The sequence below is a fragment of the Micromonospora peucetia genome, from assembly GCF_900091625.1.
In the GTDB taxonomy this organism is placed as follows: domain Bacteria; phylum Actinomycetota; class Actinomycetes; order Mycobacteriales; family Micromonosporaceae; genus Micromonospora; species Micromonospora peucetia.
In genome coordinates, this window is record NZ_FMIC01000002.1 from 3,928,129 (window position 1) to 3,942,490 (window position 14,362).

The window sequence follows — 14,362 nt, forward strand, 5'->3', positions numbered from 1 at the left end:
CTAGGTGACGGGGCGGCCACGCCAGGACAGGCGACGCCGCTTCCGCAGATGGTACGACCGCAGGGTCAGCCAACCGAGGACCCCGACCGACACGGGGTGTGCCAGCGCGTCGGGCCACCACCGGCCGCCGGTGGCCCGGGCGCTGACCGCCCGTCCGGCCACCCCGAGCAGGTAGGCGGCCAGCGCCGCGGCGGCCACCGCCGGCGCGCCGACGGCCAGGGCTGCCACCGCCAGCAGCGGGGGAGCGGTGTAGAGCAGGAGCAGCACGGTCACCACGGCGGCTGCGGCTGCCGGGTGGCCGAAGGTCGCCCAGAGCGACTTCGAGTAGCCGTCGCGCAGTTGCGGCCAGTCCTCGTACATCCGGCAGGTGGCCAACCGCGAGCCGTCGGCGAGGGCGATCCGGCCGCCGGCCCGCTTGACCGCGCGGGCCAGCTCGACGTCCTCCAGGATCTTCTCGGCCACCACGGCGTGCCCGCCGGCCGCGTCGTAGCCGGCCCGGTCCAGCACCAGGAACTGCCCGCCGGCGGCGGCCAGCGACGGCCGCCGCGAGCGCTCCATCGCCCGCAGCGGCAGGAAGGTCAACCACAGCCACTGCAACAGCGGCTGGACCAGCCGGTCGGACGCCGTCACCACCAGGATCCGGGGGTACGGCGACAGCAGCGTCACCCGCGCGGCGCGCAGTTCGGTGACGGCCGCCGCGACCGCGTCCGGGGCGAGCACCACGTCGGCGTCGACGAAGACCAGCACGGTTGCCGCGGGGTCGGCCCGGGTGGCCAACTGCCAGCAGGCGTGCGGCTTGCCCAGCCAGCCCGGCGGCGGGGCGACCCCGTCGAGCAGGGTGACCCGGGGGTCGTCGCCGGCCACGGCGCGGACCACGTCCGCCGTGCCGTCGGTCGACCCGTCGTCGAGCACCACCACGCGCAGCCCCGGTACGCCCCGCTGGGCGAGCAGCGCGCGCAGGCACGGGGCGACCCGCCCGGCCTCGTCGCGCAGCGGCAGCAGCACCGCCACGGGCTCGGTGACCGGCGCCGGCCCCTCGGCCGGTCGGCGCAGCCAGCAGCCGGCGTTGACCAGGGTGTGCGCGGTCAACACGGTCAGCGCGGTCAAAACGGTCAGCGCGGCCACGCCGGGCAGCAGCGTGAGGACGCCGGTCATGCCGTCGCGTCGACGCCGGGACGCTGTGGCTGACGGGGCCGGTGCCGGTCGACGCGGCGGGCGCGGACCAGCGTGACCGCCAGCGGCACGGCGGCCACCGACATGCCGACCGCGCCCCACAGCGCCGAGGCGGGCAGGTCGAGGAAGACGGCGTGGGCCAGCACGCTGGAGAAGTACGTCCACAGCCAGAGCGCGAACATCGGGTCGTCCCGCCGGTCGGTGGTGGCCACGGCAGGTCCGGCCAGCGGGCGCAGCGCGCTCATCATCAGCACGGCGAAGAGCAGCCAGCCCAGGTAGTTGCTCACCGGGATGCCGGGCAGGCCGGGCAGCGCGGGGGTGGCGTCGCGCCAGACCCAGTAGCCCTCGGCCACCATCTGCGGGTCGAGGAAGAGGTCCCAGGCGGCCAGCCCGACGGCGGCCAGCGCGATCCGCCGGACACCGAACGCGCCGCCCCGTCGCCCCAGCCGGCCTCCGGCGTCGCCCCGGTGCCCCGACTGGCCTCCGGCGTCGCTCCGGTGCCCCGACTGGCCTCCGGCGTCGCTCCGGTGCTCAGGCCGGCCGGCATCGCCCCCGGTCAGCCGGGTGGCGGCCAGCCAGGCCGGCCAGGCCATCCAGGTCCAGGCCAGCGGGATGATCAGCGGCACCCCGGCCAGCTTCGGCCCCAGCTCGCCCGAGTAGTCGTAGCTGCCGAACGGGAAGCCGGTGGCCACGCCGAGCGCCTCGATGGCGAACCCGCCGACCGTGGCCACCGCGACCAGCGCCGCCGCCGTACGGGGGCCCCGGCTGAGCAGCGCGTGGCCGACCGAGAGGAGGTAGCCGAGCACGACGGTGGCGACGGTCAGCCGGGCCCGGGTCTCCCCGGTGGTCAGTGGGTAGCAGATCTGCGCCAGCACCAGCACGGTCAGCAGCGCCCAGGACAGCCGTCGGGTCACGGCGTGACGCGGCCGGGCGGGGTGGGTGTCGGGGGCGCCAGCGGCAGGTCCCGACCGAGCACGCCGAACGGGCGCTCGTCGCCGGGAAAGTGGAAGTCGCGCAGGACGTCGACGAAGCCGAACCGGCGGTACAGCCGCCAGGCCCGGGACCGCTGCTCGTCGGCCTCCGGGGTGGAGAGCAGCGTGGTCGTCCCCTCCGCCAGGCTGAGCAGTGCCCGCAGCTGCCCCGCGCCCAGGCCGTGCCCCTGCGCGGGCGGGCGGACGTGCAGCTCGACCACCTCGAAGCAGTGGGTCAGCCAGCGCTGCCGGGCCGGGGCCTCCAGCGCCCGCCAGACCTGGTCGTGCCACCACTGCCCGGAGGCGCCGAGGTAGCCGTAGCCGAAGCCGGCCAGGTGGCCCTCGCTGGTCAGGCTGGCGACAGCGCGGAAACCGGGCCGGCGTACGTGGGTGGCGATGTAGCCGCGCCGGGCCTCCAACAGCTCCGGCCGGTATCCCATCGCCTCGCCGTAGACGGCCACCACGTCATCCAGCCGTCGGACGAGATCGTCCGGCGTCCACCGCACCAACCTCATGCCCGTGTACCCTCCACCGCTCCCGGGTCGCCGTCCGCGACCCACCCCAGCACCGCCCGGTCACCCACCACGTCGCGTACCTCGAACCGCGCGAAGAGTTCCTCCGCGTACCACCCCTCGGTGGGGGTCCGCATGATCGCCGCCCGGTGCTCCGGGTGACGGTACGCGAACGCCACGAGGTCCGTCGGGTCGCGCCACACGCTCACCGTGCCCTGCCAGCCCAGCGGGGCCTCGCCGACGCCGAACCGGGCCAGCAGGCCGGGCGCGGCGTGCAACGCGGCGGCCACCGGAGGGACCGCCCGCCAGAAGGTGGCCGCCCGCCGTGGCCGTAGCCGGGCCCGGGTCAGGGCCAGCACCGGGCCGGTGGCCCGGCCGCCGGGCGGCGCACCGAACGGCCGGCGGCCCGACCACTCGCCCCGGCTGCTCAGCGGGCGCAGGTCGACCCGAACGGCCGCGTGGGCGATCCGCGCCCAGGCGCGTCCCACCGGTGAGTCGTCGAAGCCGGCCGAGGCGGCGGGGGAGTCCCACACGGTCAGCGCCGCCCATCGGGTCAGGTCGGCGTCGCCCGGCCCGAACCCGGTGCCGGTCCCGGTGCCGAGCAGCTTGCCGAACCGTACGCCGGGCAGCGCGCGCAGCCGGCGGGGGTCGACCGCCATCCGGGCCAGCGCCCGGGGCAGCGCGGCGCGGTTGGTGCGCCACACGTGCAGCGTGACCAGTTCCGGGACGTCGGTCACGCCGTCGGTCCGGCCTCGCGGCGCGGTGGCGGCGCCACGTTGCCGAGCCCCACGGTCCGCTCGCTCACGCCACCTCGGCCGGGGCGCCGCCGGTGACCCGTAGCAGCTCCGGGTACGTGGTGGGGAAGACCGCCTGCGGCACGCCGCCGGCCGCCCAGATCTCGTCGTACGACTCCAGCGCGGTGTCGACCAGGGTGCGCAGCGGGCGCGGGTGGCCGACCGGGGCGACCCCGCCGATCACCTGCCCGGTGTGCGTGCGGACGAACTCCGGGGTGGCCCGGCGCAGCCGGGTGACCCCGAGGGACGCGGCCAGGCCGGCGGTGTCCACCCGGTGCGCGCCGGAGGTGAGCACCAGCAGCGGTACGCCGTCCGCCTCGAAGACGAGCGAGTTGGCGATCTGGCCGACCCCGATGCCGAGTGACTCGGCGGCGGCTGCGGCGGTGTGGACCGCGTCGGGCAGCAGGCGGACGGCGCTCGGCACGCCTGATCCGTCCCGGGCGCCCGCGGCGTCGAGCACGTCCTGCACCGCCCGTACGTTCGGGTGTGACTGCATGCCGGCCATTCTTCCCGGTACGCCGCCCGGCGGCTCATCCGGCCGTGCCGGCTGCACTCCGAGCGGCGCCGGCTGGCTCAGTGCGGGACGGTGACGGTGTCCGGCGTGGGCGTGGCGGCCCGGCCCGGGGCGGGGCGGTGGGCCGTGCCGGGGCGATCCGGGCCGTCTCGGCCAGCGCGACGCCGACCAGCACCAGGAGCCCGCCGGCGAGCTGGGCGGTGTTGAGCCTCTCACCGGCGCCGATGACGAACCAGGCGACCGCCGAGGCGAGCACCGGCTCGGCCATGCCGAGGATCCCGACGCTGGTCGCGGGGAGGTGCCGCATCGCCCCGGCCACCAGCAGGTACGGCGCGACAGAGCCGAGCAGCACCGCGTACCCGCAGAGCAGCGCCACGGGCACGCCCCCGTCGGTGTCGGCGGCCAGCGGCTCCCAGCCGCCGGTGCCGCCGGTGACCGCTCGGGTGAGCAGGCCCGCCACGGCGGAGGCGCCGAACGCCCAGGTGCACAGCGACAGCGTGTCCCGGCGCGCCGTGCCGTGGGCGCCCAACACGTAGTAGACGGCGAGGAAGACCGCGGCGCCGAGGCCGGCGAGCACGCCGAGGCCGTCCAGCTTCAGCTCGCCCCACACCTCGGCCACGCAGCCGAGGCCGACCAGGCTCAACATCAGGCCGGCCCAGAGCCGCGGGCGTACCCGGTGGCGCTGGCCGAACCGGGCCCAGAGGGCGACCAGCAGCGGGGCGGTGTACTCGAACAGCAGCCCGATCCCGACCGGCAGCCGGGAGATGGCGACGAAGTAGAGCATCGGCACGGCGAAGAACCCGGCCAGCCCGTACCCGATCAGCAGCGGCAGTTGGCCGGGGGTGACCCGGAGCCGGCGGGCCCCCGGGCGCAGCACCAGGCTCAGGACCAGCAGCCCGGTGAAGGCGCCGGCGGCGCGCAGCAGGGTGAGCTGTGGGACGTCCAGGCCGGCGCGGAGCACCAGCTTGGAGACCGTGCCGTTGACGGCGAAGAGCACGGCCGAGGCGAGCACCATGGCGACCCCGAGGGTGGGGCGTGGGGTTGTCACGAGCGGAGGCTACCGCCGCCCAGGTCAGGGGCTGAAGGCACACCAGTCGTTACGCCGGCTGGTACGTCGACCGACGTCCGCGCCACACGTTGCGTTTTCGTCGGGGGGAGGGTGTACTGTCAGCAGAAGTTAGAACGGGTGTTCGATTGCCTCGAACGCCCGTTCCAACAGCCCCGGGGTGGTGTTTCGCGGCGCCGACTCCGGGCAGTGCGGCTTCGCGGGCCGCACCTGGGTTCCGGGCAGTCGCGAGTCCGGGCCCGTCAGGCAGGAGCGTCGCCCGCCGCCCACGACCCCCGGGCGGCGGGCGACGAACCCGCCGGTAACGCCGGCCGGGTGTGGTGTGGGGAAGCGTCCATACCCGGCCGGCCACCCCACCGGTGCGTCTTCCTCCGCACCACTCGACCCGGCGTCCCGCCGGCGGCCCAGGGCCGTCTCCGGGGCGGCCTCGGCCACGTGGAGGAGACAGTCCCATGCCGACCAACCCGGCTCAGGCACCGATGGTGCCGGCGCACGTGCTGCCGCACCGCACCCCCGCCCAGCTTCTTGCGGTGGCCCGGCATGGGCTGGCCGAGGCCGCCCAGACCCGTCCCGACGGCCTTCGTTACGCGGCCGCCCACCTGGCCGCGCTCCGGGCAGCGGCGGCCGTGCTCGCCGCCCGGGCGCGTCCCGCCCCCACCCGCCGCAACCGGGTCACCAGCGTCTGGATCCTGCTCTCCGGCGTCGCCCCCGAGCTCGACGAGTGGGCCCGGTTCTTTGCCCTCGGCGCCGGCAAGCGGGCTGCCGCCGAGGCCGGCATCCCACGGGTCGTGACCGCCAGGGAGGCCGACGACCTGCTGCGTTCCGCCGAGCAGTTCGTCACGGTGGTGGAGACCGCACTCGGTGTGGTTCACCAACCGGCGCTCGACGGCCTTGCGGCCTGACCCGGTGCCGTCGCCCAGCCAGGTGGTGCCCGGGCGCCACGCGCACGTCTGATCCGACAGCACGACAGGGGGTAGGTCCGATGGCGGGCCGGATGGTGGTCGGCTCCGCCGCGCTGGCCGGTCTGGTGCGCCTGGCGAGCGCGCCGGATCCGGCGGGTGGTCACCGGGTGTTGCCGGTGGCCCCGGAGCTGACCGGGCTGCTGCCCAGCCGAGGGCTGCGGCGGGGCAGCACGATCGCGGTCGCCACCGGCCAACCCCGGCGCAACGGCGGCACCTCGCTGGTCCTGGCGCTGCTCGCCGAGGCGTCCCGGGCCGGCTCGTGGTGCGCCGTGGTCGGGGTCCCGACGTTCGGGGCGGGCGCTGCCGCCGAGTCGGGCATCGCCCTGGACCGGCTCGCCCTGGTGCCCCACCCGGGCCCGGAGTGGGCCACCGTCATCGCCGCGCTGATCGACGGGGTGGACGTCGTGGTCACCGCCGTGCCGACGGCGGTCTCCGCCTCGGTCGCCAACCGGCTGGCCGCCCGGGCCCGGCAGCGGGGCAGCGTCCTCGTCCCCTACGGGCGGTGGGATGGCGCGGACGTGACCCTCCAGGTGGTCCGGGGTGCCTGGGAAGGGCTCGGGCAGGGGCGGGGCCGGCTGCGCCGCCGCGAGGTCACCGTCTCCGCGCGCGGACGTGGGGCCGCGGCCCGCCCCAAGGAGATCAAGGTCTGGCTGCCCGGGGACGGGCTCACCCGGGTCATTCCCCGCTCCGCTCCCGCCGCCGTCGCCCCCGCATCCCCCGGTCCGTCCCGTCGTGGCGCGCTCACCCTGGTCGGTCCGAGGTGACCGGCGCGCCCGTGCGGACCCTGCTGCTCTGGTGTCCGGACTGGCCGGTCCTCGCAGCGGAGATCGTCGACGGGGTGCCCGCCACCGACCCGGTCGCCGTGCTGCACGCCAACCGGGTGGTCGCCTGCTCCGAGCGGGCCCGCGCCGAGGGGGTGCGTCGAGGGCTGCGCAAACGGGAGGCGCAGGGGCGCTGCCCGCAGCTCACCGCCGTCGAGCACGACCCCGGGCGGGACGCCCGGGCGTTCGAGCCGGTGGTCGCCGCCGTCGAGGAACTGGTCGCCGGCGTCGAGGTGGTACGCCCCGGCGCGTGCGCGGTGGCGGCCCGGGGGCCGAGCCGCTACCTCGGAGGCGAGGAGGCAGCCGCCGAGCGGATCGTCGAACACGTCGCCCAGGCCTGTGCGGTGGAGAGTCAGGTCGGCATCGCCGACGGGGTCTTCGCCGCCGGGCTGGCCGCCCGCGACGGACGGGTCGTTCCGCCCGGCGGGACACCGGGGTTCCTCGCCGACCTACCGGTCGAGGCGCTCGGTCGTCCGGTCCTGACCGACCTGCTGCGCCGGCTCGGCGTACGCACCCTGGGCGACTTCGCCGCGCTGCCCACCGGCGACGTACTGGCCCGGTTCGGCTTCGACGGCGCGCTGGCCCACCGACTGGCCGCCGGGCGGGACCACCGTCCGCTCGCCGTCCGGCAACCCCCGGTCGACCTCGCGGTCACCGCCGACCACGACGAGCCGCTCGACCGGGTCGACGCGGCGGCCTTCGCCGGCCGGGCGCTCGCCGAACGGCTACACGACCGGCTCGCCGCGTACGGGCTGGCCTGCACCCGTCTCGGCATCGAGGCGGTCACCGCGCACGGCCAGGAACTGCACCGGGTCTGGCGGCACGACGGGCTGCTCACCGCCGCGGCCATCGCCGACCGGGTGCGCTGGCAGCTCGACGGCTGGCTGTCCGGCAGCGCCGGCCGGGCCGGCACCCGACCGACCCGACCGACGGCGGGCATCATCCGGCTGCGGCTGGTTCCGGACGGAGTGATCGCGCAGGCCGGCCTGCAACCCGGCCTGTGGGGGGAGACCGGCGAGGAACGGGAGCGGGCGCACCGGGCGTTGAGCCGGGTGCAGGGCATCCTCGGTCCAGAGGCGGTGGTCACCGCGGTGCTCGGCGGCGGGCGCTCGCCGGCCGACCAGGTACGCCTGGTGCCGTGGGGCGACGAACGCCTTCCGGGCCGGCCCGTCCCGCCGCCGTGGCCCGGCCGGCTGCCGCCGCCCGCGCCGGCCGTGGTGCTGCCGGACCCGCTCGCCGCAGCCGTGCACGACGCCGTCGGCGAGCCGGTCGCGGTCAGCGCGCGGCTCCAGGTCAGCGCCGAGCCGGCCCGGCTGACCGTGGGCGCCGCCCGGCCGGTCGAGATCGTCGGCTGGGCCGGTCCGTGGCCGGTCGACGAGCGCTGGTGGGCACCGACCGAGGCCCGTCGTCGGGCCCGGTTCCAGGTCTGCCTGGCCGACGGTACGGCCCTGCTGCTCGCCGTCGAGGCCGGGCGGTGGCTGGTGGAGGCGATCTATGACTGAGCGCGCGGTCACCGGTCAACGCCCGCTCGGTCGGCTCGGTCGGGCCGGTCGGTCCGGTCGGGCCGGGTGGGGCATCGTCCTGCTGGTGGGGGACGAGGCCCGGCTGGTTGGCCGACCGACGCTGTCGAGCTGCCCCATTCACGGGACCACCGGCCACCGGCCCCCGGATCTTGGAGAGTTGCGGCCCCTCCCGGGGCCGAAATCTTCCAAGATCTCTCCGGCTCTCAGCTTGGAAGGGCTCGGATGAGCTTCCACAACCCGGAGCTGCCCTGGTCGGAGTTGGAGCGCGTGCTCTCCGGCCGGAGACCCGGAACCGGTCGATCGGGCACCGGCATGTCGGGCACGGGCACGCCGGGTGCGGGCGTGTCGGGTGCGGGCGTGTCGGAGGTGGGCCGAGCGGGCGCGGGTGTGTCTGGGGAGGGGCGGGGCGGCGGGAAGGGCGGCCGGGTGCGCGACGAGCGGCTCCTGCACGTGGTCGACCCGCTGGCCATGGACGCCGACGGCGGCGACTCTCCCGCCTGGAGCCGCAGGCGGGAGCACTACCGGCCGCCCGAGGTGGCTCGCCCCGATGACCCGGTCCCGTACGCCGAGCTGCACGCGCACACCAACTTCAGCTTCCTCGACGGCGCCAGCCACCCGGAGGAACTGGCCGAGGAGGCGGCCCGGCTGGGCCTCACCGCGCTCGCCGTCACCGACCACGACGGTTTCTACGGGGTGGTGCGCTTCGCCGAGGCGGCCCGCGCGCTGCACCTTCCGACGATCTTCGGCGCCGAGCTCTCCCTGGATCTGCCCGGCCCGCAGAACGGCGAACCCGACCCGCTCGGCCGGCACCTGCTGCTCCTCGCCCACGGCCACGAGGGGTACGCCCGGCTGGCGACGACCATTGCCCGTGCCCAGCTGCGCGGCGGGGAGAAGGGCCGCCCGGTCTACGGCGGGCTGGAGGAGGTCGCCGCCGCACTGCGCGACCACGTGCTGGTGCTCACCGGCTGCCGCAAGGGGCACGTGCCGGGGGCGCTGCTCACCGAGGGGGTGGACGCGGCGTCCCGCGAACTGGATCGGCTGACCGCCCTGTTCGGCGCGGAGACGGTGGCGGTGGAGCTGACCGACCACGGGCACCCGGTCGACGCCGACCGCAACGACGCGCTCGCCGAGCTGGCGGCGACGGCCGGCCTGCCCACGGTGGCCACCAACAACGTGCACTACGCCACCCCGGGCCGGCGGCGGCTGGCCACCACCGTCGCGGCCGTCCGGGCCCGGCGCAGCCTGGACGAGATCGACGGCTGGCTGCCCGCGGCCGGCACCGCCCACCTGCGCGGCGGCGCCGAGATGGCGGCCCGGTTCGCCGCCTACCCCGGGGCGGTGGCCCGGGCCGCCGAGTTCGGCGCCGAACTCGCCTTCGACCTCCAACTGGTCGCGCCCCGGCTGCCGGCGTACCCGGTGCCGCCCGGGCACACCGAGATGAGCTGGCTGCGCCACCTGACCGCGCAGGGGGCACAGGAGCGCTACGGCCCGCCCGAGGCACACCCGAGGGCGTACGCGCAGCTCGACCACGAGCTGAACATGATCGAGGAGTTGGGCTTCCCCGGCTACTTCCTGGTGGTCTACGACATCGTCGCCTTCTGCCGCGAGCAGGACATCTACTGCCAGGGTCGGGGCTCGGCGGCCAACTCGGCGGTCTGCTACGCGCTGCGGATCACCAACGTGGACGCCGTCCGGCACCGGCTGCTCTTCGAGCGCTTCCTCGCTCCGGAGCGCGACGGCCCGCCGGACATCGACGTGGACATCGAGTCCGACCGCCGGGAGGAGGTGATCCAGCACGTCTACACCCGCTACGGCCGGGAGCACGCCGCCCAGGTCGCCAACGTCATCTCGTACCGGCCCCGCTCGGCGGTGCGGGACGTGGCCAGGGCGTTCGGGTTCTCGCCCGGCCAGCAGGACGCCTGGAGCAAGCAGATCGACCGCTGGGGGGCCGTGGCACCCGTCGACGTGGCGGACATCCCCGAGCAGGTGGTCGCGTACGCCAACGAGTTGCAGACCTTTCCCCGGCACCTGGGCATCCACTCCGGCGGCATGGTGATCTGCGACCGGCCGGTGATCGAGGTGTGCCCGGTGGAGTGGGGGCGGATGCCGGGCCGCAGCGTGCTCCAGTGGGACAAGGACGACTGCGCCGCCGTCGGCCTGGTCAAGTTCGACCTGCTCGGGCTCGGCATGCTCTCCGCGCTGCACTACGGCTACGACATGATCGGGACGAGCCTGGACCTCGGCGACATGACGCTGGACGACCCCGAGGTCTACGACATGCTCTGCCGGGCCGACTCGGTCGGGGTGTTCCAGGTGGAGAGCCGCGCCCAGATGGCCACCCTGCCCCGGCTGAAGCCCCGCGAGTTCTACGACCTGGTGGTCGAGGTGGCGCTGATCCGGCCCGGCCCGATCCAGGGCGGCTCGGTGCACCCGTACATCCGGCGCCGCAACGGCCAGGAGCCGGTGACCTACCCGCACCCGCTGATGCGCAACGCGCTGGAGAAGACCCTCGGTGTGCCGCTGTTCCAGGAGCAGCTGATGCAGCTCGCCATCGACCTGGCCGGCTTCGACGCCGCCGGGGCCGACCAGTTGCGCCGGGCGATGGGCGCCAAGCGCTCCGCCGAGCGGATGGCCAGCATCGCCGACCGGCTCTACGCGGGCATGGCCGAGCGGGGCATCACCGGCGAGCTGGCCGACGACGTCTACCACAAGCTCTCCGCGTTCGCCAGCTACGGCTTCCCGGAGAGCCACGCGATGAGCTTCGCCTACCTGGTCTACGCCAGCTCCTGGCTCAAGCGCTACCACCCGGGGCCGTTCCTGGCGGCGTTGCTCAACGCCCAGCCGATGGGCTTCTACTCGCCGCAGACCCTGGTCGACGACGCCCGCCGGCACGGGGTGCGGGTGCGTCGGCCGGACATCAACGCCAGTGGGGCGAAGGCGGTGCTGGAGTCCACCCCGCGGACCCGTTGGGGCAGCGCGCCGGGGGAGCCGCCGCACGCCTGGGGGCTGGACGGGCCGGCCGTGCGGCTCGGGCTCTCCGCCGTGCGTACCCTCGGCGACGGGGTGGCCGAGCGGATCGTGGCGGAACGGGTGGCGCGTGGGCCGTACCGCGACATGCCGGACCTGGCCCGGCGGGTGGGTCTCACCGCCGCGCAGTTGGAGGCGCTGGCCACCGCGGACGCCTTCGCCTGTTTCGGGCTGTCCCGGCGGCAGGCCCTCTGGGCCGCCGGCGCGGCGGCCCAGGACCGGCCGGGCCGACTGCCGGGCACGGTGACCGGCACAGCCGCGCCCACCCTGCCCGGGATGGAGGCGGTGGACCGGCTGGTCGCCGACGTCTGGGCGACCGGGCTGTCGCCGGAGAGCCACCCGGCCCGCTTCATCCGCCCCCGGCTGGATGCCATCGGCGCGGTGCCGATCGCCCGGCTCGGCCGGGTGGAGCCGGGGCAGCGTGTCCGGGTCGGTGGGATCGTCACCCACCGGCAGCGGCCCGCGACCGCCGGCGGGGTCACCTTCCTCAACCTGGAGGACGAGACGGGGATGCTCAATGTCACCTGCTCCCCGGGCCTGTGGCAGCGCTACCGTCGAGTGGCCCGCACCAGCGCCGCACTGGTGGTGCGGGGCCGGTTGCAGCGGCACGAGGGAGTGATCAACCTCACTGCCGACCGGCTGGACGCGATCGAACCGCCGGTCAGCCCGGCCTCGCGCGACTTTCGCTGACGCGAGTGATCCACATTACGGTTTTCCGCGCCCGGCGGAGGGACAATCCAGCTCGCGCAGGCAGAGTGGCCCGCGCGAGCACGAGGGGGACGAACGATCAATGGGTAACAACGAGCACAGCGGCGGGGTGGCGAACTCCCGGCGGACCCGGCTCAACGCCGGTTGGACCCCGAGCCACCACATCGAGCCGCGCGAGTACGAGATCGTCGAGGGCCCGGTGGCCAACGCCCTGCGGTCGCGGGCCGAGGACGACGCCGTCGCTGGCGAGTCCTGACCTCCCACCCGGGCGCGTCCGCGGAGTTGGCCGGGCGTGTCCGCACCTCCCCACCCGGGCGCGTCCGCGCGGAGCCGGCCGGGTCGCCGCAGGTGCGGCTCGGTGGGGCTGGACCGGGTGACTAGGCTCGACCAGGTGGAGCAGACCCCAGGCCGGCTCGCCGGGCCGCCGCTGACCCCCCGTACCGCCGTGATCTGGTCGGTGCTGCGCGCCGAGCTGGAGCGTCGCGCCGGCACCGCGCTGACCGTGCTCGACGTCGGCGGCGGCACAGGCGGCTTCGCCGTGCCGCTCGCCCAGGCCGGGCACCGGGTCACCGTGGTCGACGCCAGTCCCGACGCGCTCGCCGCGCTGACCCGCCGGGCCGCGGAGGCCGGCGTGGCCGAGCGGGTCCGGGCCGTGCAGGGCGACGGCGACGCGCTCGCCGGCCTGGTCGAGCCGGGCAGTGCCGACCTGGTGCTCTGTCATGCCGTGCTGGAGGTTGTCGACGATCCGGCGGCGGTGGTGGCGGCGCTGGTCGCCGCGCTGCGCCCGGGCGGCGCGGCGAGCGTGCTGGTCGCCGGCCGGTCCGCCGCGGTGCTCGGCCGGGCGATGAACGGGCACCTGGACGTCGCCGCCGTGCTGGCGGCCGATCCGGTCGGCGCCGCCGGCGCCCGGGACACACTGCGCCGGCGCTACGACGCCGACGGCGCCGCCGCGCTGCTCGGCGCCGCCGGGCTCGTGGTCGAGGAGATCCACGGCGTACGCGTGCTCGCCGACCTCCTCCCCGCCGCCGTCGCCGACGGCCAGCCGGCCGCCCTGGTCGAGTTGGAGCGGGCGCTCGCCGCGCAGGCGCCCTGGCGGGACCTCGCCGCCCAACTGCACCTCTTCGCCCGCCGCCCGTGACCGACCCGCTGGAGATCGTCGGGCCGCGCTACGGCGACAGCAGTCTCGCCGACATCCTGCCCGCCGCGCTCGCGGTGCTCGGTGTGCCCGGCGCCACCGACGCGCTCGGGCTGGGCGCCGCGCTGCCGGGGGTACGCCGGATCGCGGTGCTGCTCGTCGACGGTCTCGGCTGGCACCAGATCCCGACCGCCGCGCCGTACGCGCCGACCCTGGCGGGGCTCGCCGCGACCGCCGGCCGGCCGCTGACCTCCGGCTTCCCGTCGACCACGCCGACCAGCCTGGTGACGCTGGGCACCGGTGTCGCACCCGGCGTGCACGGCGTGCTCGGTTTCACCGTGCGGGTGCCCGGGACCGACCGGGTGCTCAACCACATCGAGTGGACGGCCGACCCGGCGCCGCTGCGCTGGCAACCGGTCCGTACCCAGCTGGAACGGGCCCGGGCCGCCGGGGTCGCGGTGACGGTGGTGAGTCGACCGGAGTTCGGCGGCAGTGGTCTGACACTGGCCGCCAACCGGGGCGGCGACTACCGCGGCGCGGCCGGCGTCGACGCGCTCGCCGAGCGGATGCTCGCCGCCCTGGCCGCCGGGCCGGGGCCCACGCTGGTCTCCGGCTACCACCCCGACCTGGACCGGCACGGCCACCTCACGGGCGTCGACTCGGCACCCTGGCGGATCGCCGCGGCCGAGGTGGACCGGCTGCTCGCCCGGCTCGTCGACGGGCTGCCACGCGACGCCGCGCTGCTGGTCACCGCCGACCACGGCCAGCTCGACGTGCCGGCCGGGGACCGCTTCGACCTGGACACCGACCCCCGGCTGCGGGCCGGGCTGGAGGTGGTCGCCGGGGAACCCCGGGTCCGCTACCTGCACGTCACCCCGGGCGCCCTGGACGACGTCGTGGCCGCCTGGTCGACGGTGCTCGGGGCGGCGGCCCGGGTCCGTACCCGCGACGAGGTGGTGGCCGCCGGCTGGTTCGGCCCGGTGGCGGAGGAGCATCTGTCGCGCATCGGCGACGTGGTGGTGATCTGCAACGCCACGTACGCGGTGACGGCCTCCCGGTCGGAGCCGCCCGCGGTGTCCCGGCTGGTGGGGTACCACGGGGCGGACACGGCGGCCGAGATGACCATTCCGCTGCTGGTCGTACGCGGCTGACCGGA

Annotated in this window: 13 protein-coding genes; 7 read left to right on the forward strand and 6 right to left on the reverse strand. The window is 76.1% G+C overall.

Annotation, left to right across the window (positions count from 1 at the left end; translation table 11 throughout):
• From GA0070608_RS18355 to GA0070608_RS18380, 6 genes are all read right to left on the reverse strand, one after another.
• Positions 1-1,155, reverse strand: a complete 1,155-nt coding sequence (locus tag GA0070608_RS18355; protein ID WP_091629661.1) for a glycosyltransferase family 2 protein — start codon at positions 1,153-1,155, stop codon at positions 1-3.
• Entirely contained in the window at positions 1,152-2,087 is a 936-nt protein-coding gene (locus tag GA0070608_RS18360) for a carotenoid biosynthesis protein (RefSeq protein WP_091629664.1), read from the reverse strand. Before GA0070608_RS18360 ends, GA0070608_RS18355 begins: the two co-directional genes overlap by 4 nt.
• Complete coding sequence (locus tag GA0070608_RS18365; RefSeq protein WP_091629666.1) at positions 2,084-2,659, reverse strand: GNAT family N-acetyltransferase; 576 nt, start codon at positions 2,657-2,659, stop codon at positions 2,084-2,086. Before GA0070608_RS18365 ends, GA0070608_RS18360 begins: the two co-directional genes overlap by 4 nt.
• A complete protein-coding gene (locus GA0070608_RS18370; RefSeq protein ID WP_091629668.1) occupies positions 2,656-3,393 on the reverse strand; it encodes a monooxygenase in 738 nt (245 codons plus the stop codon). The genes GA0070608_RS18365 and GA0070608_RS18370 overlap by 4 nt, the downstream gene beginning before the upstream one ends.
• A 64-nt stretch (positions 3,394-3,457) precedes the next feature.
• On the reverse strand, positions 3,458-3,946 hold the full coding sequence (locus GA0070608_RS18375) for a YbaK/EbsC family protein (RefSeq protein WP_091635451.1): 489 nt from the start codon (positions 3,944-3,946) through the stop codon (positions 3,458-3,460).
• A 34-nt stretch (positions 3,947-3,980) separates the two neighbouring features.
• Entirely contained in the window at positions 3,981-5,012 is a 1,032-nt protein-coding gene (locus tag GA0070608_RS18380) for an EamA family transporter (RefSeq protein WP_218107523.1), read from the reverse strand.
• Between the two features lie 470 nt (positions 5,013-5,482).
• On the opposite strand from GA0070608_RS18380, the gene GA0070608_RS18385 reads away from it, so the two are divergent.
• From GA0070608_RS18385 to GA0070608_RS18410, 7 genes are all read left to right on the forward strand, one after another.
• Positions 5,483-5,932 carry an SAV_6107 family HEPN domain-containing protein gene (locus GA0070608_RS18385; protein ID WP_091629672.1) on the forward strand — a complete coding sequence of 150 codons (450 nt, stop codon included), beginning with the start codon at positions 5,483-5,485 and terminating at the stop codon, positions 5,930-5,932.
• An 80-nt stretch (positions 5,933-6,012) separates the two neighbouring features.
• On the forward strand, positions 6,013-6,756 hold the full coding sequence (locus tag GA0070608_RS18390; protein ID WP_091629674.1) for a hypothetical protein: 744 nt from the start codon (positions 6,013-6,015) through the stop codon (positions 6,754-6,756).
• The gene (locus tag GA0070608_RS18395; protein WP_091629676.1) at positions 6,753-8,315 is read left to right on the forward strand and encodes a DNA polymerase Y family protein; all 1,563 of its coding nucleotides are present in this window, start codon (positions 6,753-6,755) and stop codon (positions 8,313-8,315) included. The genes GA0070608_RS18390 and GA0070608_RS18395 overlap by 4 nt, the downstream gene beginning before the upstream one ends.
• 243 nt (positions 8,316-8,558) lie before the next feature.
• Positions 8,559-12,053, forward strand: coding sequence for an error-prone DNA polymerase (locus GA0070608_RS18400; protein ID WP_091629679.1), 3,495 nt, complete (start codon positions 8,559-8,561; stop codon positions 12,051-12,053).
• Between the two features lie 100 nt (positions 12,054-12,153).
• Positions 12,154-12,327 carry a hypothetical protein gene (locus GA0070608_RS32710; protein WP_176733755.1) on the forward strand — a complete coding sequence of 58 codons (174 nt, stop codon included), beginning with the start codon at positions 12,154-12,156 and terminating at the stop codon, positions 12,325-12,327.
• A 117-nt stretch (positions 12,328-12,444) separates the two neighbouring features.
• Positions 12,445-13,209: a methyltransferase domain-containing protein gene (locus GA0070608_RS18405; RefSeq protein WP_091635454.1), complete on the forward strand. Its 765-nt coding sequence runs from the start codon at positions 12,445-12,447 to the stop codon at positions 13,207-13,209.
• Positions 13,206-14,357 carry an alkaline phosphatase family protein gene (locus tag GA0070608_RS18410; protein ID WP_342672627.1) on the forward strand — a complete coding sequence of 384 codons (1,152 nt, stop codon included), beginning with the start codon at positions 13,206-13,208 and terminating at the stop codon, positions 14,355-14,357. Before GA0070608_RS18405 ends, GA0070608_RS18410 begins: the two co-directional genes overlap by 4 nt.
• Positions 14,358-14,362 lie beyond the last annotated feature (5 nt).

Coding starts and splice junctions, on each gene's coding strand:
- GA0070608_RS32710 (WP_176733755.1), top strand. CDS start 12,154: ATGGGTAACAACGAGCACAGCGGCGGGGTGGCGAACTCCCGGCGGACC.
- GA0070608_RS18400 (WP_091629679.1), top strand. CDS start 8,559: ATGAGCTTCCACAACCCGGAGCTGCCCTGGTCGGAGTTGGAGCGCGTG.
- GA0070608_RS18385 (WP_091629672.1), top strand. CDS start 5,483: ATGCCGACCAACCCGGCTCAGGCACCGATGGTGCCGGCGCACGTGCTG.
- GA0070608_RS18390 (WP_091629674.1), top strand. CDS start 6,013: ATGGCGGGCCGGATGGTGGTCGGCTCCGCCGCGCTGGCCGGTCTGGTG.
- GA0070608_RS18365 (WP_091629666.1), bottom strand. CDS start 2,659: ATGAGGTTGGTGCGGTGGACGCCGGACGATCTCGTCCGACGGCTGGAT.
- GA0070608_RS18375 (WP_091635451.1), bottom strand. CDS start 3,946: ATGCAGTCACACCCGAACGTACGGGCGGTGCAGGACGTGCTCGACGCC.
- GA0070608_RS18355 (WP_091629661.1), bottom strand. CDS start 1,155: ATGACCGGCGTCCTCACGCTGCTGCCCGGCGTGGCCGCGCTGACCGTT.